This is a genomic window from Winogradskyella psychrotolerans (genome assembly GCF_018860565.1).
In the GTDB taxonomy this organism is placed as follows: Bacteria; Bacteroidota; Bacteroidia; order Flavobacteriales; family Flavobacteriaceae; genus Winogradskyella; species Winogradskyella damuponensis.
In genome coordinates, this window is the sequence record NZ_JAHKPS010000022.1 from 735618 (window position 1) to 759253 (window position 23636).

The 23636-nt window shown below is 34.6% G+C and carries 20 protein-coding genes and 1 tRNA gene; 5 read left to right on the forward strand and 16 right to left on the reverse strand.

Translation table 11 applies throughout. The annotated features are described in order from the left end of the window. Positions 1-12: 12 nt before the first annotated feature. From argH to KO504_RS12170, 16 genes are all read right to left on the reverse strand, one after another. Complete coding sequence (gene argH / locus KO504_RS12095; RefSeq protein ID WP_215927178.1) at positions 13-1287, reverse strand: argininosuccinate lyase; 1275 nt, start codon at positions 1285-1287, stop codon at positions 13-15. Positions 1288-1365: 78 nt separating this feature from the next. Next, positions 1366-2427, reverse strand: coding sequence for a M20 family metallo-hydrolase (locus KO504_RS12100; RefSeq protein WP_215927180.1), 1062 nt, complete (start codon positions 2425-2427; stop codon positions 1366-1368). Then, the gene (gene argB, locus KO504_RS12105; RefSeq protein WP_215927439.1) at positions 2424-3200 is read right to left on the reverse strand and encodes an acetylglutamate kinase; all 777 of its coding nucleotides are present in this window, start codon (positions 3198-3200) and stop codon (positions 2424-2426) included. Before argB ends, KO504_RS12100 begins: the two co-directional genes overlap by 4 nt. Positions 3201-3347: 147 nt before the next feature. Continuing rightward, on the reverse strand, positions 3348-4283 hold the full coding sequence (locus KO504_RS12110) for an acetylornithine carbamoyltransferase (protein ID WP_215927182.1): 936 nt from the start codon (positions 4281-4283) through the stop codon (positions 3348-3350). 147 nt (positions 4284-4430) lie between these two features. After that, positions 4431-5564, reverse strand: coding sequence for an aspartate aminotransferase family protein (locus KO504_RS12115; RefSeq protein ID WP_215927184.1), 1134 nt, complete (start codon positions 5562-5564; stop codon positions 4431-4433). Beyond that, positions 5561-6361 (reverse strand): pyrroline-5-carboxylate reductase, encoded by an 801-nt coding sequence (gene proC / locus KO504_RS12120; RefSeq protein ID WP_215927186.1) that lies wholly within the window; start codon positions 6359-6361, stop codon positions 5561-5563. Before proC ends, KO504_RS12115 begins: the two co-directional genes overlap by 4 nt. 124 nt (positions 6362-6485) lie before the next feature. Then, positions 6486-7469, reverse strand: a complete 984-nt coding sequence (gene argC, locus KO504_RS12125) for an N-acetyl-gamma-glutamyl-phosphate reductase (protein WP_215927188.1) — start codon at positions 7467-7469, stop codon at positions 6486-6488. A 51-nt stretch (positions 7470-7520) separates the two neighbouring features. Further along, the gene (locus tag KO504_RS12130; protein ID WP_215927189.1) at positions 7521-8702 is read right to left on the reverse strand and encodes an argininosuccinate synthase; all 1182 of its coding nucleotides are present in this window, start codon (positions 8700-8702) and stop codon (positions 7521-7523) included. After that, a complete protein-coding gene (locus KO504_RS12135; RefSeq protein ID WP_215927191.1) occupies positions 8695-9324 on the reverse strand; it encodes a GNAT family N-acetyltransferase in 630 nt (209 codons plus the stop codon). The genes KO504_RS12130 and KO504_RS12135 overlap by 8 nt, the downstream gene beginning before the upstream one ends. Positions 9325-9752: 428 nt before the next feature. Beyond that, positions 9753-11345: an NADP-dependent glyceraldehyde-3-phosphate dehydrogenase gene (locus KO504_RS12140; RefSeq protein ID WP_215927193.1), complete on the reverse strand. Its 1593-nt coding sequence runs from the start codon at positions 11343-11345 to the stop codon at positions 9753-9755. A 79-nt stretch (positions 11346-11424) separates the two neighbouring features. Beyond that, a complete protein-coding gene (gene ilvA / locus KO504_RS12145; RefSeq protein WP_215927195.1) occupies positions 11425-12693 on the reverse strand; it encodes a threonine ammonia-lyase IlvA in 1269 nt (422 codons plus the stop codon). Between the two features lie 110 nt (positions 12694-12803). Further along, positions 12804-14303, reverse strand: coding sequence for a ketol-acid reductoisomerase (gene ilvC / locus KO504_RS12150; RefSeq protein WP_215927197.1), 1500 nt, complete (start codon positions 14301-14303; stop codon positions 12804-12806). A 13-nt stretch (positions 14304-14316) separates the two neighbouring features. Further along, on the reverse strand, positions 14317-14847 hold the full coding sequence (gene ilvN, locus KO504_RS12155; protein WP_215927199.1) for an acetolactate synthase small subunit: 531 nt from the start codon (positions 14845-14847) through the stop codon (positions 14317-14319). Positions 14848-14849: 2 nt separating this feature from the next. Beyond that, a complete protein-coding gene (gene ilvB / locus KO504_RS12160; RefSeq protein ID WP_215927201.1) occupies positions 14850-16586 on the reverse strand; it encodes a biosynthetic-type acetolactate synthase large subunit in 1737 nt (578 codons plus the stop codon). Positions 16587-16742: 156 nt separating this feature from the next. Further along, positions 16743-18422: a dihydroxy-acid dehydratase gene (ilvD, locus tag KO504_RS12165; RefSeq protein WP_215927203.1), complete on the reverse strand. Its 1680-nt coding sequence runs from the start codon at positions 18420-18422 to the stop codon at positions 16743-16745. Positions 18423-19110: 688 nt separating this feature from the next. After that, positions 19111-19186 (reverse strand) — tRNA-Phe (locus KO504_RS12170). A 102-nt stretch (positions 19187-19288) separates the two neighbouring features. Between KO504_RS12170 and KO504_RS12175 the strand changes: the two genes are divergently transcribed. The 5 genes from KO504_RS12175 to KO504_RS12195 all read left to right on the forward strand — a co-directional run bounded on the left by KO504_RS12175 (position 19289) and on the right by KO504_RS12195 (position 23635). Further along, positions 19289-20017: a type III pantothenate kinase gene (locus KO504_RS12175; RefSeq protein WP_215927205.1), complete on the forward strand. Its 729-nt coding sequence runs from the start codon at positions 19289-19291 to the stop codon at positions 20015-20017. Next, entirely contained in the window at positions 20017-21339 is a 1323-nt protein-coding gene (locus KO504_RS12180) for an outer membrane protein transport protein (protein ID WP_215927207.1), read from the forward strand. Before KO504_RS12175 ends, KO504_RS12180 begins: the two co-directional genes overlap by 1 nt. Positions 21340-21353: 14 nt before the next feature. Beyond that, on the forward strand, positions 21354-22754 hold the full coding sequence (locus KO504_RS12185) for a tetratricopeptide repeat protein (protein WP_215927209.1): 1401 nt from the start codon (positions 21354-21356) through the stop codon (positions 22752-22754). Beyond that, complete coding sequence (gene lptC, locus KO504_RS12190) at positions 22754-23320, forward strand: LPS export ABC transporter periplasmic protein LptC (protein ID WP_215927211.1); 567 nt, start codon at positions 22754-22756, stop codon at positions 23318-23320. The genes KO504_RS12185 and lptC overlap by 1 nt, the downstream gene beginning before the upstream one ends. A gap of 123 nt (positions 23321-23443) precedes the next feature. Next, on the forward strand, positions 23444-23635 hold the full coding sequence (locus tag KO504_RS12195; RefSeq protein WP_215927213.1) for a hypothetical protein: 192 nt from the start codon (positions 23444-23446) through the stop codon (positions 23633-23635). Position 23636: the final 1 nt, after the last annotated feature.

The following is a 23636-nucleotide window of genomic DNA, read 5'->3' on the forward strand; positions in this document are numbered from 1 at the left end:
AAAATTTTAACATCATTTAGGAAACTTAGCTCTAATGTTATCCAAACACAGATTATGAATACTACCTATATGCGAATGTTCTTTTCCTAAATCTGGTTTATAAGTTCCTGCTTGTACTTCGCTTCCAATTTTTTGATAAGCCTCTCTAAAGCTCATACCTTCAACCACTAAATTATTAATGCTGTCTACGGTGAATAGGTATTGGTATTTCTTATCAGTGAGGTCAATATCCTTCACGATGATTTGCTGAATGGAATAATTAAAGATGTCCAAAATATCTTTTACATCTTCAAAGGCATTGATGATGTTTTCTTTCAACAATTGAAAATCTCTATGGTAACCACTTGGTAAATTATTGGTGATTAACAACATCTCAGAATGTAAAGCCTGAATTTTGTTGCACTTACCTCGAATCAATTCGAATACATCAGGATTTTTTTTGTGCGGCATAATGCTACTTCCTGTGGTTAATTCATCTGGAAATGTGATAAACCCAAAATTCTGACTCATATACAAGCAAATATCCATGGCAAAACGTGCCATTGTATTACATAAGCCTCCTAAAGCACTGGCGATAGCACGTTCGCTTTTTCCTCTACTTAATTGTGCAGCAACTACGTTATATTTTAGTGTAGAAAACCCTAATTTTTTAGTGGTTATATCTCTATCAATAGGAAAAGAACTGCCATAGCCAGCAGCCGAACCTAATGGGTTTTGGTCTGCGATTTTTGATACCGCATTTAAGACGTAAACATCATCAATTAATAATTCCGCATAAGCAGAAAACCATAAGCCAAAAGAGGAAGGCATGGCTACTTGCAAATGCGTATAACCTGGTAAAAGTTGTGTTTTATGTGTTTCGGCTAAATTTAAAAGGGTATCGAAAAACGTTTTTGTTTTACTGTTTATGATTTCAAGATTCTCTTTGTAGTAGAGTTGAAGGGCTACTAAAACTTGGTCGTTTCTAGAACGTGCGGTGTGGATTTTCTTTCCAACATCGCCTAGTGTTTTGGTGAGTTCGTGTTCAATTTTAGAATGCACATCTTCAAATGATTCTTCAATGATAAACGTACCATCTTCGATAGATTCTGCTAAAATATTTAATCCTGATTTCAATTGTTCTAACTCTTCCGAAGTTATGATTCCGATAGATTCTAACATCACAGCATGCGCTCGTGAAGCTTCTACATCATATTTTGCAATATGCATATCGATTTCTCTGTCGTTGCCGACGGTAAATAATTCTATTTTTTTATCTATAGAATAGCCTTTGTCCCAAAGTTTCATCTTATTCCTCGTTTTTGTCATTCCTGCGAAGGCAGGAATCTAGTTTTAATTTTAAGACCTGCTAGGTCTATTATCTTTTTATAATACTTTTTCTAACAATTTAATATACAAATCAATACCTTCTTCAATTTCGGCTAGATAAATAAATTCATTAGCCGTGTGCGACCTTGTGCTATCTCCTGGTCCTAATTTTAACGACGGACAAGTTAAAACCGATTGGTCAGAAAGTGTTGGCGAACCATAAGTTTCTCTTCCAAGTTCAATTCCGGCTTTAACTAAGTCGTGATTAATAGGAATAGAAGACGAATTTAATCGTAAGCTACGTGGTGTAATGCTTGAGCAAGGTGATTTCTGAGTTAAAATATCCGCAATTTCCTGATTTGAGTATTTGTCATTCACCCGCACATCGATGACCAAATCAACTTCTGCAGGAACCGCATTGTGTTGCTTACCAGCATTGATTTGGGTGACCGTCATTTTTACATCACCTAAAACTGGTGATTTACGTTCAAACTTATAATCTTTAAACCAATTTAAAACGTCGATGGTGTTGTAAATTGAATTGTCATTATTAGGGTGTGCTGCATGGCTAGCGGTTCCTTTTACTTTAGCATCAAAAACAACTAAACCTTTTTCAGCAACGGCTAAATTCATTAGTGTTGGTTCTCCAACAATAGCGACATCAACTTTAGGAATGATAGATAACATGCTATTCAGGCCTTTTGGTCCACTGCTTTCTTCTTCTGCAGAAGCCACAATGACTAAATTGTAGTTGAGGTCTTTCTTATTATAAAAATACGTAAAGGTGGCTATTAAAGAGACCAAGCATCCACCAGCATCATTACTTCCTAAACCATATAATTTACCATCTTCAACAATCGCCTTAAAAGGGTCTTTTGTGTAACCGTTGTTGGGTTTTACGGTATCATGATGTGAGTTTAATAATAAGGTGGGTTTGCTCTCATCAAAATATTTGTTGGTTGCCCAAATGTTGTGATTGTTTCTTTTAAATGGTATGTTATGCGATGTAAACCAATTTTCAATAAGCAAAGCTGTGTGGTCTTCCTCTGATGAGAATGACTGTGTTTCTATGAGTTGTTTTAACAAGTCAATGGCTTTTGTGGTAAGTCTTTTTATCATTTTGTGATGGTTGTATGTTTGTTGTTGGTATTGAAAAGCATGTCTGATTTTCCGATACAAACTTTTTGAACGTTTTGATTTATAGCATGAAAACAGTTGTCTAATTTTGGTAACATGCCTTCGAATATGATATGGTTATCTTTTAATGCTTTATAACTTTCTGTGTTGATGTTTTCAATGACAGAATCATCATCTTCTACACTTTCTAGAACACCATTTTTTTCAAAACAATAATATAATTCGGTGTTGAAAATAGACGACAAGCCAATGGCTAATTCTGAAGCAATGGTGTCTGCATTTGTATTTAGTAATTGTCCGTTTTCATTATGAGTTATAGCGCAAAAAACAGGTGTGACATTGTTACTTAGTAATATATTTAATACCTCTGTATTTACTTTTTTTACATCACCAACAAAGCCATAATTAATGGTTTTAACAGGTCTTTTTTCTGAAACAATAGTATTGCCATCTGCACCAGAAAGTCCAATAGCATTACATTGATTAGCTTGTAATTGCGCTACTATATTTTTATTGATTTTTCCAGCGTATACCATAGTGATAATATCTAAAGTATCTGCATCAGTAATGCGTCTACCTTCAGTCATTTTTACAGGAATATTCATTTCAGTTGCTAACTTGGTGGCTAATTTTCCGCCTCCATGAACCAAAACTTTAGGACCTGCAATAGTTGAAAAATCTTTAATGAAGTTAGCTAGTGCGTCTTCATTATCGATGATGTTTCCTCCTATTTTTACGACTTTTATTGTTTTCATCTCGTGCTCGCGAAGGCGAGTATCTTTAAGTTGAAGACCTGCTAGGTTTTTTAAACCTGAGAGGTCTAATATATTTTTTGTATCCTCGAGCGCAGTCGAGAGGTCTTTAACGTTAATAGGTCTCGACTGCGCTCGACCTGACATAAATTATAAATTCTCCAAAATCTGTTTTAACACAATTTGTGCTGCATAAGTTCTGTTATTCGCTTGCTTAATCACCACAGATTGTTCACTGTCTAAAACCGCATCTTCAACCACAACATTTCGTCTTACAGGTAAACAATGCATGAATTTGGCGTGACCTAATTTGGCTTTTGTCATCATCCAATTTTTATCTTGATTATTAACTTTTCCATAGTCTTTGTAGCTACTCCAGTTTTTTACATAGACAAAATCAGCATCTTTTAAGGCTTCTTCTTGGTTATAATTTATTGATGTGTCTTTAGTGATTACTTCATTTAAGTCGTAGCCTTCAGGATGAGTGATGGTTAAATCTACTTCTAAATCTTGCATCATTTCTACAAACGAATTTGCAACTGCTTGCGGTAAAGCTTTTGGATGTGGTGCCCAAGACAACACGACTTTTGGTTTTACTTTTTCTGCAAGTTCGGTAATGGTAATAGCATCAGCCAATGCTTGTAAAGGATGCGCAGTAGCACTTTCCATATTTACAATGGGTACTGTTGCATATTTTTTAAAGTTGTTGAGAATGTATTCCGATTCGTCCTTAGTTTTATCTTGTAATGTTGGGAATGCTCTTACAGCAATGATATCTGCATATTGAGAAATAACACGCGCTGCTTCTTTAATGTGTTCAGATTTGTTAACGTTCATAATGGTGCCATCCTCAAATTCTAAATTCCAAGCGTCATTCACGTTTAAAATCATCACTTCCATACCTAAGTTTTTTGCTGCTTTTTCAGTGCTTAATCGTGTTCTTAAACTCGAATTGAAAAATAGCATGACTAAGGTTTTGTGTTTTCCTAAGTCTTCAAATTCAAAAGGATTCATTTTTAATAAAATGGCCTCCTTAATGATTTCAGAAAGGTTAGAAATATCTTTTATTTTAGTGTAGTTTTTCATCTTCGTGCCCACGAAAGTGGGTGACTTTTAGTTTGACTTTCTTTGCGTTTACACCCCTAAAGTCCCCTCAAGGGGACAATTGTCCAATTCGTCTGAGTGGATTGTCCCCTTGAGGGGACTTTAGGGGTGTTTTTTCACGGTTTCATGTTATAATTTATTTAATTCTATTTCTAAGGCTTCAAAAAATACATCAATGTGTTTTTTCTGAATTGTTAGAGGCGGAAGTATTCTAATTAAGTTAGGATTCTTTGCACTTCCTGTAAATATATGATGGTCAAAAATCAGTTTTTTACGCAAATCTGCAATGGGAAAATCGAACTCTAATCCCAACATTAAACCACGTCCTTTAATCGATTTTAAATGTGGTAATGATTTCGCTTTCTCTTGAAAATACTCTGAAATGTTTTTAGCATTTTCCATTAATTGTTCTTCTTCTAAAACTTCTAAAACCGAAAGGGTCGCTGCACAAGCCAAATGATTACCTCCAAAGGTTGTTCCTAATAATCCAAAAGTCGCTTTAATTGAAGGATGGATTAAAATCCCACCAACCGGAAAACCATTGCCCATGCCTTTGGCGATAGAAATAATATCTGGTGTGATGTTATGTTTTTGAAAAGCAAAAAAGTCGCCAGTTCTGCCAAATCCTGATTGTACCTCGTCTGCAATAAATGCTGTGTTGTATAGTTTGCAAAGTTGTTCTAATCCTTGATAAAATTCGGTTGTGCTTTCATCTAATCCTCCAACACCTTGTATTAATTCTATGATTACAGCACAAGTCTCGTTTTGTTTTAAAATGGTTTCAACAGCTTCTAAGTCACCTAATTCTGCAAAGTCAACTTGTTGTTGCGCATTTATAGGTGCTACAATCTTTGGATTATCAGTTGCAGCAACTGCAGCTGAAGTTCTACCATGAAATGAATTTTTAAATGATAAAACTTTGGTTTTACCATTATGAAACGATGCTAGTTTTAAAGCATTTTCATTAGCCTCAGCACCAGAATTACATAAAAATAATTGGTAGTCTTTACAGCCAGAAAGCGTTTCTAATTTATCGGCTAATTCTATTTGTAATGGATTTTGAATTGCGTTACTATAGAAGCCTAGTTTTTCAACTTGATTAGAAATTGCCGAAACATATTTTGGATGGGAATGACCAATAGAAATTACTGCATGTCCACCATAAAGGTCTAAGTATTCTACATTTTTATCATCATAAACGTAAATGTCTTTCGCGCTTATTGGTGTGATATCAAACAGTGGGTAAACATTAAATAAACTCATATCTGCTCTTTTTTAATGTTACTAATTTTATTGAATGAGGCTACCATACCTTGAATTAAAGACGAGCTTAATCCTTTGTGTTCCATTTCGTTTAAACCTTCAATAGTACAGCCTTTAGGTGTGGTAACGCGGTCGATTTCTTCTTCCGGATGATTACCGTTTGTAATTAATAAATTGGCAGCTCCTTCACTGGTGTACATAGCTAATTCTTGTGCTTCTTTAGCGTCAAAACCTAATTGTATTGCGGCTTGTGTTGTAGCACGAATCAGTCGCATCCAAAAAGCAATGCCACTCGCGCAAACCACTGTAGCGGCTTGCATTTGCGATTCTGGAATGGCTAAGGTATGACCTAATCTATCGAAAATAGCTTCGGCAATTTTAATACGTTTAGCACCTTTTTCATTACTACACATACAAGTCATAGATTTACCAACCGCAATGGCTGTATTTGGCATGGCTCTGATGATAAATTGGTCAGTCCCAACGATACCTTCGATTTTAGGAATTAGAAAACCTGTAATCGTTGAGATTAAAACGTGTTTTTCTGTTAAATACGGTTTAACGTCGTTTAATATGTTTTCGAAATGTCTAGGCTGAATAGCAAATATTAAAAGATCTGATTGCTTTACTGCTTCAATATTGTCGGTTGTTAATATGACGTTTTTATAGCCATCCAAATCTTGAATATCATCCAGATTTTTTTTGGTTAAATAAAGAGTCGTTATGGCGTTGTTAGTGATGAGCCCTTTTGCGATGGACTTTCCTAAGTTTCCTGTTCCTATGATTGCTATTTTCATCTTAATGACCGCGAAAGCGGTTATCTTGTTAATTAAACTTTCTTTTTGTCATTCCTGGGAAGGCAGGAATCTATATTTTGGTTTAGACCTGCTAGATTTTATAAACCTGCAAGGTCTATGTTTGTTAAAAGTAATTCGCTTTTAATTGTAACCCTTCAGTTTCTTCAAAGCCATACATTAAATTCATGTTTTGAATCGCTTGTCCTGATGCTCCTTTTAATAAATTATCAATGATACTTGTGACTAATAATTTATCGTTGTGTTTATGTAAATGAAGGATGCATTTATTGGTGTTTACCACTTGTTTTAAATGAATGTCTTCATCGGAAATAAAGGTAAATGCAGCATCTTTATAAAACTCCGTATACAATTGTTTTGCGTCTTCTAAACTGCCTTCATATTTCGTATAAAGTGTTGCAAAAATGCCTCTTGAAAAATCACCGCGATTCGGCATAAAAATGATTTCAGAATTAAAGTCTGATTGTAGCGCATTTACGGTTTGATTTATTTCTCCTAAATGCTGATGTGTAAATGCTTTGTAGTGTGAAAAATTATTATCTCGCCAAGTGAAATGTGTTGTCGCAGATAATGAAGTTCCTGCACCAGTGGCACCAGTTACAGCATTGATGTGAACATCGTTTTGCAAAATTTCGGCATTAGCTAAAGGTAATACTGCTAATTGAATTGCTGTAGCAAAACAACCTGGATTAGCAATATAGTCGGCTTTTTTAATCGCTTTTTTATGTAATTCTGGTAAACCATAAACAAAGGTTTTGGCATTGAAAACGTCGTCTTTAGTTAATCTGAAATCATTACTTAAATCAATGATTTTAATGCCTTCAGAAAATGTATTTTGTTCTAAAAATGCTTTTGAATTGCCATGACCTAAACACAAGAAAAGTACATCAACATTGGTATTGATTTCATTTGAAAACACCAAATCAGTTGAGCCTAATAAATCTTGATGCACCTTACTAACTTTGTTTCCTGCGTTAGAAGTACTGTAAATAAAATCGATTTCTACCTTAGAGTGATGAATCAATAATCGTATTAATTCTCCTGCTGTGTAACCAGCGCCTCCAATGATTCCTATATTTAATTTTTTCATTGTGCTAACATTTTGAGACCTACGAGGTTTTGAAAACCTGTGAGGTCTTATTTAGTTGTTTACTTGCTGATAAATCTTGTTTTGATTGCCAAATAGTTTAATAAACCCTTTGGCTTCATCTGCGGTCCAACCTTTGTTTTCTTCACCATAACTTCCAAACTTCGCACTCATTAAATCGTGTTTAGATTTTATGCCATCTAGCGTGAAGTGGTAAGGTTTTAGTGTTACAGTTACATCACCAGAAACTTTATCTTGACTACTTTGTAAAAAGGCGTCCATGTCCCGCATTACTGGGTCTAAATATTGCCCTTCGTGTAAATGCATACCATAAAAATTAGACATATAATCTTTGTGCTGTAATTGCCATTTCGTTAAGGTGTGCTTTTCGAGTAAATGATGTGCTTTGATAATAATTAAAGCTGCGGCAGCTTCAAAACCAACACGACCTTTGATACCTACAATCGTATCGCCAACATGAATATCTCTGCCAATAGCATAAGCAGAAGCTAAGTTGTTCAGCACTTCGATATTGACTTCAGGATTATTTTCTACACCATTTAAAGCTACTAATTCACCTTTAGAAAATGTCAGTACTACTTTTTCAGGATCTGAATGTTTTAGTTGTGAAGGGTAAGCGGAATCTGGTAATGGTTTTTCAGATGTTAAAGTTTCTTCGCCACCAACACTCGTTCCCCAAAGGCCTTTGTTTACTGAGTATTTTGCTTTATTCCAAGACATGTCGATGCCGTTTTCTATGAGGTAATCAATCTCCTGTTGTCTCGTTAATTTGCCATCTCTAATTGGTGTAATAATTTCAATTTCTGGTGCTAAAGTTTGAAAAATCATATCAAAACGCACTTGGTCATTTCCTGCGCCTGTGCTGCCGTGTGCAATATATTTAGCATCTATGCTTTTGGCGTATTGAACAATTTCAATCGCCTGAATAATACGCTCTGCGCTAACAGATAAAGGGTAGGTGTTGTTCTTTAAAACATTTCCGAAGATTAAATACTTAATCACTTTATCGTAATAGGAAGCGATCGCATCAATATTCTTGTATGTCGAAACACCCATTTTATAGGCATTACTTTCAATAGTTTTAATTTCTTCTTGAGTAAATCCGCCAGTATTCACACTTATGGCATGAACATCATATCCTGCTTTACTTAAACTTACTGCGCAGTATGAGGTGTCTAAGCCTCCACTATATGCTATAACTAATTTTTTACTCATCTTTTTTGTTTTTTATTAAAAACATATTCTGTTTTATCAATTTTAATCGTGTCCATACTTTTTTGTCATAAGGACGTGTTTTAGCTTTTGATGCTTCAGCTTTAGAAGGATCATATAACATTCCTGTGCATAAGCACATTTTTTGTTCTGTTCTCGTTAATACATCGAAATTTTTACAAGTTTGACAGCCTTTCCAAAAGGATTGATCATCTGTTAATTCTGAAAACGTCACAGGTTTGTAGCCTAATTCGCTATTCATTTTCATAACCGCTAAACCTGTCGTAATACTAAAGACTTTGGAGTCGGGGAATTTTGTTCTAGAATGATTAAAAATTACTTTCTTAATCTGTTTTGCGAGGCCAAGATTTCTAAAATCAGGATGTACAATTAAACCCGAGTTAGCGACGAATTTACCATGACTCCAAGCTTCGATATAGCAGAAACCTGCGAATTTGTCTCCGTCTAGGGCTATTACCGCATTGCCATTTTCCATTTTAGTAATAATATACTCTGGTTGGCGTTTTGCAATACCAGTACCTCTAACTTTAGCAGCTTCTGCAATGGTTTCGCAAATAAGTTCTGCGTATATGCTATGTGATTTATCAGCAATAACAATTTTCATTGTAATTGATTTTTTGAATTAAAAAATATGATGTTGTGATTTTGAAAGTGGAACCGGACACACCTGAGTTCCATAAATAGTAGCATACCCTTACGGGCGACGAGGAAAAATACGGCGCACAACATTAGCATTATCTTTTAGGATAATTAATGATTGAGAGTAGTATTTAAAATTTAAGTGGAACACAATAAAATAAGTAAAAATGAATATAGATTTTTGCTGCTAAATTAAAGAATTAGCTACGGCGTTTTTCCAGATTAAGCTCTGTTGGTCTGGGTGTTCTATATTTGTGTCTCAGTGTAAACATAGTACTAATCTACATATTAAATTATTAATAACAATAGCAATACTATTGTTTTTAGAGATATTTACGAATTTCTAAAAAATAATCTTTTTTAATTGTAAATATCTCATTTTAGGCTTCTTAGTTAAAGAATATAATCTGTGCTCACAAAATTTGAAGCTCTAGAATCTAGTAAATCTTTTAAGATGGCATTGTTGTAATCGTTGTCTTTTGACGCCACAAAGGTTCTTATTGAAAATGAACGTAAGGCATCATGCACACTTAATGTTGCTACAGCCGAATCTTTTCGTCCAGTAAATGGATATACATCTGGTCCACGTTGACAAGAACTATTTAGATTCACACGGCAAACTAAATTCACAAGAGTATCAATTAGTGGAGCTAAAGTTTTAACGTCGTTTCCAAATAAACTCACTTGTTGTCCGTAATTAGATGCTGCCATATCATCTAAGGGTTCTTCAATATCATTAAAAGGGACTACTGGAATTACAGGTCCGAATTGTTCTTCTTGAAAGACGCGCATATCCTTAGTTACTGGATATAAAACCGCTGGAAAAATATAGTTTTCTGTGGTGTTTCCACCTTTCTTATTAATGATGTTGGCTCCTTTTGCAATGGCATCGTCAATTAAATCTTGAATATATATTGGTTTATCGGGTTCTGGCAACGGAGTTAGTTTTGCGCCATCTTCCCATGGGTTTCCGAATTTAAGCGCATCGACTTTAGCTGAAAAACGTTTGTTAAATTCTTCAATTATATTTTCATGTACATATAGAACTTTTAAAGCTGTACAACGTTGCCCATTAAAAGAAGTAGTTCCTGCAATACATTCATCAATGGCTAAATCTAAATCAGCATCTGGTAACACAATAGCAGGGTTTTTCGCTTCAAGACCTAAAACTAAACGTAACCTGTTACTTTTTGGATGTTGGTTTTGTAAAGCATTTGCGGATTTACTATTCCCGATTAAAGCTAAAACATCCACTTTACCAGATTGCATAATTGGAGCCGCTACGGTTCTTCCTCTTCCGTAGATAATATTTACAACTCCTTTTGGAAAACTATCTCTAAAAGCTTCCAATAAAGGTGTAATTAATAAAACTCCATGTTTTGCAGGTTTAAAAATGGCTGTATTACCCATGATTAAAGCCGGAATCAATAAAGCAAAGGTTTCATTTAAAGGGTAGTTATAAGGGCCTAGACACAAAACAACACCTAAAGGTCCTCTTCTAATATGAGCGTTAACGCCAGAACTTTTTACAAATTTAGCGCTATCGCGATCCATTTGTTTGTAGTCTTCAATAGTATCGTAAATGTATTCCACAGTTCTATCGAATTCCTTTTCAGAATCAGGTAGGGTTTTTCCAATTTCCCACATTAATAATTTGACGACTTCCTCACGTTTCGTCTTCATCTGTTCTACAAACTTTTCCATGCAAGCTATACGGTCTACAACTTTCATTGTTGGCCACAACCCTTGTCCTTTATTGTAGGCAGAAACAGCAGCATCTAATGCTCTAATAGCTTCTTTTTTTCCTAAAGTCGGAATAGTTCCAAGTAATGTGGGTTTATAATCTTCAGTGGAAGAAATTGTAGAATATACTTTAGAAGTTTCTCCGCGCCAAGGTATCAGTGCTCCGTCTACTAAATAGGTGTTCTGGTCTACTAAATTTTTAATTTGAAACTGTTCTGGAATATTCACAAATGCTGAAGTCATACTAACTTGTTTTGAACTGTTAATTGTAAGTAATAAAGATACTATATCGCATCTCTTGTGTGGTTATGGTTATGTTAAGCTATACTAAAAACTGAAATAAATCGGGTTTATCATTTAGGTAATCTCCATAGAAGTTATTAAGCTTCATTTTGGTAATTAAAGGTTCTAAATCCTCTGGTGATTTTAACTGTAAACCAACGACTGCGACATCATTTTCGCGATTGACTTTTTTAGTGTATTCAAAATGTGTAATATCATCTGTAGGTCCTAAAATATCAACTACAAAATCACGTAGAGCTCCTGCGCGTTGTGGAAACTTGATGATAAAATAATGTTTAAGATTGGCATAAAGAAGCGCACGTTCTTTTATTTCCGCCATTCGCGTGATATCGTTATTGCTTCCGCTAATCACACAAACCACGTTTTTACCTTTGATTTCTTCAGAAAATTGGTCTAAGGCACAAAGACTCAAAGCTCCTGCAGGTTCAACTACAATAGCATCTTTATTATATAGGTCTAAAATCGTCTGGCAAATTTTGCCTTCGTCTACTGTAACGACACGATGCAGTGTTTCTTTACAAATAGCAAAACTTAAATCTCCAACACGTTTAACAGCAGCACCATCTACAAAACTATCGATGGTACTTAATTCTGTATTTCGATTAGCTCTAATAGAGGTGAGCATTGCTGGTGCTCCTTTTGGCTCAACGCTAATAATTTTAGTTTGAGGAGATAAGATCTTAAAAACAGAAGATAATCCTGCAGCAAGTCCACCACCACCTACTGGTACAAACACATAATGAATGGGATGTGTTTTGGCTTGGTCTATAATCTCTAAGCCTACGGTTGCTTGGCCTTCAATAACTTTTTCGTCATTAAAAGGGTGTACAAAGGTTTTATTGAGTTCCTCACTTTGTTGCATTGCTGCATGGTAAGCATCGTCAAACGTATCTCCAACTAAAACAACTTCAACAAACTCTTCCCCAAACATTTTTACCTGTTCAATCTTTTGATTGGGAGTAGGAGAAGGCATAAAAATGGTGCCTTTTATTTTTAAAAGTTTACATGAAATAGCCACACCTTGTGCGTGATTCCCTGCACTTGCACACACAATCTCATTTTCAATTTGAGAAGGACTCAAAGAGGCTATTTTATTATAAGCACCACGAATTTTGTAGGAACGCACAACTTGTAAGTCCTCTCTTTTAAAATAAATATTAGCATCAAAATCTTTAGAATATCGTGCATTTTTAATTAAAGGTGTTACGGATGCAATGCCTTGTAATTTTTCTGCTGCAGCTTCAATAGCTTTTAATGTTGGTCTGTATGTGGTTTTGGTTTCTTCCATATTTAGTTCCTACGAAAGTGGGAATCTTTTTAATCTATAATTATGTCTAGTCTAGCACAATCGAATTATTTATTAACCTCTCGATTGCGCTCGAGGAGACAAGTTGTATGTTACGCTAAAACAGATGCTTTTACATCTTCAGTTTTAATCACTTTCATAGCAGTCATTGCTGCACGTAAACGTTGACCAACAGCTTCGATAGGGTGATTTCTAATCGCATCATTAACAGCGATTAATTCTATATTGTCAACTCCTGCTGTTTTTGAGAATGATTTTCCAATGATAGATGTATCCACTGTTTTCATGAAATCCGTTAATAAGGGCTTGCAAGCATGATCAAATAAATAACAGCCATATTCTGCCGTGTCAGAAATGACGCGATTCATTTCAAATAATTTTTTTCTTGCGATAGTGTTAGCTATTAATGGTAACTCATGAAGCGATTCATAATAAGCTGAGTCTTCAATAATACCTGCACTTACCATAGTTTCAAAAGCGAGTTCTACACCAGATTTTACAAAAGCGACTAATAATACACCATGGTCAAAATATTCTTGCTCTGTAATATGATCTGAAGTCAATTTTGTTTTTTCAAAAGCAGTTTCACCAGTTTCAGCTCTCCAGGTTAATAAATTAATATCGTCATTAGCCCAATCTTCCATCATGGTTTGAGAGAAGTGACCTGAGATAATGTCGTCCATATGCTTTTCGAATAATGGACGCATAATCACTTTTAATTCTTCTGATAAGTTGTGGGCTTTTATTTTTGCAGGATTAGATAAACGATCCATCATGTTGGTAATACCTCCATGTTTTAAGGCTTCTGTAATGGTTTCCCAGCCAAACTGAATTAGTTTAGCTGCATAACCAGGTTCAATACCTTCTTCAACCATCTTATCAAAAGATAAAATAGCTCCGGTTTGTAACAGACCACACAATATGGTTTGTTCTCCCATTAAATCTGATTTTACTTCAGCAATAAAAGAGGATTCTAAAACACCAGCACGATGTCCTCCAGTTGCAGCGGCATATGCTTTTGCTTGCGCCCAACCTTTACCTTCTGGATCATTTTCAGGGTGTACAGCAATTAATGTTGGGACTCCAAATCCACGTTTATATTCTTCTCTTACTTCGGTTCCAGGACATTTTGGTGCCACCATAATTACGGTTAAATCCTCTCGGATTTTAGTGCCTTCTTCAACAATATTGAAACCATGAGAGTAGCTTAACGTCGCTCCTTTCTTCATTAAAGGCATTATGGCTTTTACGACATTGGTATGTTGTTTGTCTGGAGTTAAGTTTAAAACTAAATCGGCTGTAGGAATTAATTCCTCATAAGTGCCTACTGTAAATCCATTAGACGTTGCATTTTTATAAGATTCGCGTTGTTGGTCAATGGCAACTTGGCGAAGCGTGTATGAAATATCTAATCCAGAATCGCGCATATTTAAACCTTGATTAAGGCCTTGCGCTCCACAACCCACAATAACGATTTTCTTTCCTTTTAATGCGTTGACGCTATCTTCAAATTCTGAAGCGTCCATAAAACGACATTTTCCTAATTGACCTAATTGTTCTCTTAATGGTAATGTGTTAAAGTAATTTGACATTTTTTCTTGTATTTTAATGTTCTAATGCTAATAGCATTGTTGATATTTTCATTTCGTCTTTAGTTACAGCAATACGGCCTGAGCGTGTAAACTGCATAATGCCAAAGACACTTAATTCTCTATGTAATAAATCTATTTCTTCTTTTCTACCTGATTTTTCTATAACGAAGAAATTGCGATTAACAGTGACAATTCTAGCATTGCTTTCTTTAATGATATTCTGAATTTGACGTTCATCAAACAATAAATTAGATTTCATTTTGAAGATGCATGATTGCTGATAAATGATTTCTTCTTCAGTATGATAATAGGCTTTTATGACTTCGACTTGCTTTTCAATTTGGCCTTGAATCTTTTTCATTTGAGATTCTGTAATATTGACGACAATCGTAAATCTAGAGACTCCTTCAATTTCAGATGGAGAGGTGTTTAAACTTTCAATATTGATGTGTCTTCTTTGGAATATTGCAGAAATTCTGTTTAATAATCCGATGTTGTTTTCCGTATATATAGAAACGGTAAATTGTTTTATTTCGTTTTCCATAGTTAGTCTAGTCTTATATCTGAAACACTTGCGCCTGTTGGAATCATTGGGAAGACATTACCTTCCTTTTCTACTCGGACTTCTAAGAAATATGGGCCTTCACAGTCAATCATTTCTTTTACAGCTGCTTTTAAATCTTTTCTTTCGGTTACTTTTTTAGCTTCAATAGAATAGCCTTTTGCAATGGCTATAAAATCGGGGTTTGTCATTTCTGTTGATGCATAACGTTTGTCAAAAAATAACTGTTGCCATTGGCGAACCATGCCTAGGAATTCGTTATTTAATACCACGATTTTGACTGGTACTTTTTGTTGAAAAATAGTACCTAACTCTTGAATCGTCATTTGGTAACCACCATCTCCTGCAATCATTATGACTTCTCGGTCTGGAGCTGCCATTTTTGCACCTATGGCTGCTGGTAATGCAAATCCCATAGTCCCTAAACCACCTGATGTAATATTGCTTTTGCTTTTATTGAATTCGGCATAACGACAAGCAATCATTTGGTGCTGACCAACATCACTTACAATAGCAGCATCTCCTTTGGTTTGAATGTTGATTTCTTTCAACACTTCTCCCATGGTTAGGCCTTCTTTGGTTGGGTGTAAATCATTTTTAATAACTTTTTCGAATTCAATGTTATATAAATCTTTGAATTTTTGATGCCATTCAATATGAGAATTGGCATTTAATAAGGGTAGCAAAGCTTCTAAACTTGCTTTTGCATCTCCAAGAACGGCAACATCTGTTTTTACGTTTTTATCTATTTCGGCAGGATCAATATCAAAATGAATAATTTTTGCCTGTTTTGCATAGGTTTCTATATTTCCGGTAACACGATCATCGAATCGCATGCCAATTGCGATTAAAAGATCACATTCGTTTGTTAATACATTTGGCGCATAATTTCCATGCATGCCAACCATACCAACATTTAATGGATGCGAAGTTGGGATGGCAGAAGCACCCAAGATTGTCCAAGCCGAAGGGATTCCTGCTTTTTCAATAACCGCTTTAAATTCTTGTTCTGCTTTACCTAAAATGACGCCTTGTCCCCAAACGATTAATGGTTTTTTTGCATTATTAATAAGTTCGGCAGCTGCTTTTAGTGTGTTTTTATCAGTGTCTGGTACAGGTTTGTAGCTTCTTACGCCTTTACATTTTTCATATTTAAAGTCAAATTCTTCAAATTGAGCATCTTTAGTGATATCTATTAAAACCGGTCCTGGTCGTCCGCTTCTAGCAATATAAAATGCTTTAGCAATAGCTTCTGGGATTTGGGAGGCTTTAGTAACCTGACAATTCCATTTGGTTACAGGAGTTGAAATTCCAACAATATCAGTTTCCTGAAACGCATCGCTTCCTAATAAATGCGAACCGACTTGGCCAGTGATGCAAACCATTGGAGTCGAATCGATTTGGGCATCAGCAATACCTGTAATTAAATTGGTAGCTCCAGGGCCAGACGTTGCCATGCAGACACCAACTTTACCTGAAATACGAGCATAACCTTGTGCAGCGTGTGTTGCGCCTTGTTCATGACGCGTTAAAACATGATGGATTTTGTCTTGATACTTATATAGTTCATCATAGACTGGCATAATGGCACCTCCAGGATATCCGTAAAGAATATCAACACCTTCGGCTAATAGGCATTTTATAATGGCTTCACTTCCAGAAATACGTTCTGTAGCTTCAGTGTTTTTGGTGTTGTTTTGTACGGTTTGAGTTTCTTTCATGTTTTTACTTCCCACGACAATGGGAATCTCATTTTAAAATCTGTACGTCTCGAAGGAAGCATAGATTGGTTATTCAATACTTATATTATAGTTCTCTTTTTTTATGGATTGGCTTTCTGCTTTTCCGACTTAGAGATTCCTTTTTTGAGAAATTAGTTAAAACTCGTCAGTCACACATCCTTTAGATGCTGACGATACTGTTTTGGCATATTTATAGAGGACCCCACGTTCAAATTTTAATTCTGGTGCTTTCCATTGTTGGCGTCTTTTCTGAAGTTCGACTTCAGAAACTTCTAATGAAATGGAATTGGTCTCAGCATCAATAGTAATAATGTCTCCATCTTTTACGACGGCTATTGTACCTCCTTCTTGCGCTTCAGGTGTAATATGACCTACCACAAAACCATGCGTTCCACCAGAGAAACGACCATCTGTAATTAGAGCAACATCCTTACCTAAACCAGCTCCCATAATTGCAGCAGTAGGTTTTAGCATTTCGGGCATTCCTGGTCCTCCTTTTGGCCCTTCATATCTAATGACAACAACATCTCCTTTTTCAACTTTGCCATCTCTAATACCATCATTAGCGGCATATTCTCCTTCAAAAACTTTGGCCTTTCCTCTAAAGCATAAGCCTTCTTTTCCTGTAATTTTAGCCACACTGCCTTCGGTTGCTAAATTGCCATAAAGCATTCTTAAATGTCCAGAGATTTTTATAGGTTCTTCAATAGGTTTAATAACATCTTGCCCTGCTTTAAGGTCAGGAACATCTAATAAGTTTTCAGCAATTGTTTTTCCTGTAACGGTTAAACAATCACCGTGAATCATGCCTTTCTTTAAAAGGTATTTTAATACCGCTGGAATACCTCCAACAGCATGCGCATCTTCCATTAAATATTTTCCGCTAGGTTTTAAGTCTGCTAAGAATGGCGTGTTATCACTAATATCTTGAAAATCTTTAAGTGTAAAATCTATTTGAGCAGCTCTTGCTATTGCTAAAAAGTGTAGGACGGCATTGGTTGATCCTCCTAAGATCGTTACAAGTCTTACGGCATTTTCGAGTGACTTTCTTGTAATAATATCTGAAGGTTTAATATCTTTTTCTAATAATAAACGTAAGGCTTCACCAGCTTTTACGGATTCGTTTTGTTTGGCATCACTTAGTGCTGGGTTTGAAGAATTAAACGGTAATGTCATTCCCAAAGCTTCAATTGCAGAAGCCATGGTGTTTGCGGTGTACATACCACCACATGCGCCAGCTCCTGGACAGGCTTTTTCAACAATATTTTGGTATTCTGATTCATTCATTGTACCAGCCACTTTACTTCCCCAAGCTTCAAAAGCAGAAACAACATCTAGTTTTTTGCCGTTATGACAACCCGAATCAATAGTGCCACCATAGACTAAAATACTTGGTCTGTTTAAACGAATCATAGCCATTAAAGCGCCAGGCATGTTCTTGTCACAACCGACTACAGTTACTAAGCCGTCGTAGCTCATGGCTTGGACTACGGTTTCCATAGAATCTGCAATAATGTCTCGCGATGGAAGTGAGTAGCGCATGCCTGGCGTTCCCATGGAAATGCCATCACTTACACCTATCGTGTTGAAAATTAATCCAACGATGTCTTCATTTTTTGTGCCTTCTTTTACCAATTTGGCTAAGTCGTTAAGGTGCATGTTACACGGATTACCCTCATAACCTGTACTTGCAATACCAACAATAGGTTTAAAAAAATCTTCTTTTGTTAATCCAATGGCATGTAGCATAGCTTGAGCTGCAGGTTGTGTTGGATCTTGAGTGACGGTCTTGCTGTATTTGTTTAATTCGTTCATAGTTTTATTATGGCAAAAATGATTTGCTGAATCTAAATTACTTGTTATGCAGCGTTTGTATATTAATATTCTATTTCTTAATCTAAATTCAATAGAACTGACGAGGTTCTAAATTACTGTTAATCAGTATTTTGTTTTGAAATAAATATGATGTCCAAGTGTGCTATTTTTTTGCATAAAAAAAGCCTTCTCGATGTAAGGAAGGCTTAAAATAAAATTATAGTTTCTAGAATGTTCATGCTTTTATTCTTTGTTGTTGGGTTTGTCCGAATAGGTTTTAATCTTTTTATCTAATTCGTTTCAGATAAATCTTGGTTTGATACATGAATAGTTTCAGTTGGTATTAAATACCCAATAACAGGTATTTTAGAGTTCACATTGCACACAACATCTTCTTATGAACTTTATGGCACTTTTTATACTTTTTATGTTTTGAATAAGGTGCGTTTTAGTACGCTATTGTCGTTTTGTAAAGTTATGCAGACCTGATTGTATTGTTTTATTTAAAAGTAATAAGTGTAAAATGAGTAGAAATACCTCACAGTGGTAATTTTTTTGATTTTATCAAAAATGATGACAGAGCTGAAATAAATATTAAAAAACGGTATATTTTTCTAGGAGTTATGCGGGAATATAAAAACCAAAAAAGCCTTAAATCATTTGTAATCAAATGTTTAAGGCTTTTTGGTGGTGGTGCCTCCAGGAATCGAACCAGGGACACAAGGATTTTCAGTCCTTTGCTCTACCAACTGAGCTAAGGCACCAGTTGCTTAATTAAGCGGGTGCAAATATAAATGCATTTTTTATATACGCAAAAAGAATTTGATAAAATTTGATTTTATAAATTTGCAATTAACAGAATTGATATGAATCTTATTGTAGATGTAGGGAATACATATGTTAAATTTGCTGTCTTTGATGATGAAAATTTAATTTATAAACTAAGTTTTAAGCTTAATACGTTTAAAATGCAGTATGAAATATTGAAAAAAGACTTTCCAAAGTTAAAAAAAGCAATTATTTCATCTGTTGGTAACTTGTCAAGTGAACAAGTTACACTCATAAGAAATGATTTTAATACGGTTGAGTTAACTTCAAAATTAAATTTCCCGTTTATAAACGATTATCAAACACCAACCACATTGGGTGTAGATCGAATTGCTTTGGTTTGTGCTTCTGTAAATCAATTTCCAAATAAAAATGTACTAATTATAGATGCTGGTACATGTATAACTTATGATTTTGTTACAAAAGACAATCATTATCTTGGTGGTGCTATTTCGCCAGGATTGAGGTTGCGTTATGTTTCACTAAATAATTTAACAGCAAATCTTCCGTTATTAGAAACAAAGTTGCCTCATACTATTGTTGGAAACTCTACAGAATCATCAATTCATTCTGGTGTGGTAAATGGTGTTATTAAGGAAATAGATGGAATTATAGATCAATATCTAACAGATTATTCAGATTTAACAGTTATTTTAACAGGAGGAGATGCCAATTTTTTGTCAAACCAATTAAAAAATAGCATATTTGCGAATTCAAATTTTCTATTGGAAGGTTTGAATTTTATTCTAGAATATAATTCAAAATAATGATAAAACGATTCATTGTAATTTGTATTACAATTATAAGTTCTGCTGCTTTTGCACAACAAGGAACGGGTTCTCCATATTCATTTTATGGTATTGGGAGTCTAAAGTTTAACGGTACTGTAGAAAACCGTAGTATGGGAGGTATTGGTGTTTACTTAGATAGCATTCACGTTAATTTAAGAAACCCAGCGTCATATGCAGGTAAGAATGTTGAAGCATTTCCTTTTGATGGAGAAAGTAGACCTGTAAAGTTTACTGTTGCCGGAACCATGTCAGATGTGACATTAAAAAGCAATTCTGGTGAAGCAAAAACAAATAGTACAATCTTTGATTATATAGCCATGTCAATACCGGTTGGTAAATTTGGTTTTGGTTTTGGTTTAATGCCTTATACATCTGTTGGCTACAAACTAGATGATATTAATAGTGATGGTTTTTTAGTAAATCGTTACAATGGTGAAGGTGGTGTCAATAGAGTTTTTGCTGGTTTGGGTTACCAAGTAACAGACAAATTAAGTTTTGGTGTAGACTTTAATTATAATTTTGGAAATATTCAGAATACAGGTCTTGAAATAAAATACACACCAGAAGGAGATTTGGTGCAATACCAAACTAGTGAGTTTAATAGGTCTGATTTAAGTGGTTTAAACTTTAATTTTGGTGTAGCTTACAAAACCATGATTAATGATAAGTTAGAGCTGTCTACAACCTTAACTTATGCTCCAGAAAGTAAATTAAAGTCAGATAATATCAGGTCTTTTTCAACAGTTTCTTTAGATGCAACTACGTTAGAAATTTCGGGTGTGTCTAGTGAAATAGATGCGGACTTAGAGGCTCAAAACCTTGACCGTACCGATTTAACATTGCCGTCTACCTTATCTTTTGGTGCTGGTATAGGTGAACCTCAATCTTGGTTTGTAGGTGCAGAATATACATTTCAAAATTCAAGTAATTTTTCTAACCCTGTTTTTTCTAATCAAATTTCTGCTTTTGAAAATTCATCAAAAGTTGCTATTGGTGGGTTCTATATTCCAGATTACAAAGCGTTTTCAGGGTATTTTAAACGTATAGTTTATAGAGCTGGTTTTAACTTTTCAAATACCGGTTTAGTAATAAAAGATGAGTCAATTAATGAGTTTGGCATGTCTTTTGGTTTAGGTTTACCAGTTGGAAACCGAAGTTTATTTTCTAATGCCAATTTAGGCGTAGAGTTTGGAAGACGAGGAACAACTAATCAAAATTTAATTCAAGAGAATTTTGTAAACTTTAATGTAAGTTTATCTTTAAGCTCTAGATGGTTTAAACAAAAGAAGTATAACTAACAAAATTAATAAAAATGAAGACGAGAATTACAATACTACTTTTAGCGCTTTTTGCAAGTGTTAACATAGGAATTGCTCAGGATAATGATCAAGAAGAATGTATGAATAATCTATCAATATTTGATAGTTATGTGAAAAGTAAAAAATATGATGATGCTTACGGGCCATGGAAAATAGTTAGAGAGAAATGTCCTAAATTTAATAGAGCGATTTATGTACATGGTGAGAAAATACTGAAGGATAAAATAGAAAAATCAACAGGTGCAGAACAAATAGCTCACATTGAAGATTTAATGTTGTTATATGATCAAAGTAGAGAGCATTTTGAGTCTAAATATGATCTTGGTGAAATATTAGAAGATAAGGCAAACTTAGCATATAAGTATAGAAAAGAGTTAAATAAGTCAGATCAAGAGTTATATAATATGTTTGACGAGGCATTTAAAAAAGATGCTAAAAACTTTGATAGTGCGATAGGTCTTTATACTTATTTTTCATTAGCTGTAGATTTATACGATGCTGGCGCAAAGACACCTGCAGATGCTCAAAAATTGTTTGATAAATATGATGATGTAAGCGAGCTTATTGAAAATTTAATCAACGGTTATACTAAAAGATTAAATGTATATGCCGAAAAAGAAGAAGCTGGAGAAGCTTTGTCTAAAAAGGAACAACAATATAAAAAGAGTTACGAGTCTAATATAGATGTGTTTGAAACTAAGATTTTAACAAGCATGGACAAGAAGCTTGGAGACAGAGCTAATTGTGAAGTCTTAATTCCTTTATATCAAAAAGATTACGAGCAAAATAAAGATGATGCTGTTTGGTTACAACGTGCCATGAATAAAATGGGGGAAAAGGAATGTACAGACGATCCTTTATTTGAAAAATTAGTTGAACAAAAAAATAAAGTTGAGCCAGATGCTAAAACAGCGTATTATTTAGGTGTTTTAAAAGAAAAGCAAGGTAAAATGTCTGAGGCTGATAAGTATTACAACCAGTCTTTTGATTTGGAAACAGATCCGCTTAAAAAATGGAAGCTTGTAATGCGTGTAGCTGAAAAGAATTACAAAAGAGGTAACTATGGTAAAGCAAGACAGCAATATATGGAAGCTTTAAAATTAAATCCTTCTAATGGTGGACCATATTTGAGAATAGCAGCTATGTATGCTAAAAGTGCAAACAACTGTGGAGACACTAACTTTAACAAAAGAGCTGTATTCTGGTTAGCTGCTAACGAAGCAGAAAAAGCTGGTAGAGTTGATGGAAGATTAAAATCTGTAGCCGCTAAAACAGCAGCTAGTTATAGAGCTAGTGCACCTACTAAACAAGAAATTTTTAGCGCTACTAATGCTGGTCAAACTATTAAAATAGGATGTTGGATAGGTCGTTCAGTAGTTGTACCAAAAGATTAATGAGAAAACAGTATTTACATATTATTAAAAACTTAGTCACAGCAATTGTTGTGACTTTGTTTTTTTCATGTAAAAACGATTTTGACGATGTTCAAAAAGTCGGTGTTTTACAAAATCAACCCATTGGTGAAACAGAGCATATCGATTTAAAATATACCGAGTTCAAAAAAGATACAGTGAGGTTGTTAGCCAATCTTTTAAGTCCTAAGATGTTAGACTATTCTAATAGAGATTTTGCATTTTCAGAATTTCCTAAAGGTATTGAGCTTAAGATTTATGACGAAAACAATAACCAAACTACTATAACGTCTAACTATGCTATTGCCTATACCGAAACTGATATTATAGATTTACGAGGTAATGTTGTAATTGCAACACCTGGAAAGGATACGTTATTTACAGAGCAATTATTTTATAATCAAAAGTTAGAATGGCTATTTACTAATGAGCCTTGGTTGTTTAAGCGTGCTGTTGGTCCAATGCATGGTATTGGTTTTGATTCGGATAAAGAGTTTAAGAATTTTCAGATGTTAGAAATGGGAGGTGACTTTCAATTTGATAATTAACTATCTTTGTTTCTTAACCATTTTACTAAACACATGATTCTAGCGCATCATAAAATTGCAATGTTTTATAAATTGTACCATGCGCGAACAGGATGTGACAAATAAAAAACAATACATCAACACATGAAAATACAGAAGATTTTTCATTACGCTTACATTATTTTTGCTGTACTATTTTTATACGATGCCATTTCAAAGTGGTCCGATAATAGAAATGGAGCATACATGTCATTGCTTTTTGCCGCATTGGCTACCTTTATGTTTTTCTTTAGAAAACGCTTCAGTAAAAAGTTTGAAGATCGTAACAATAAATAAT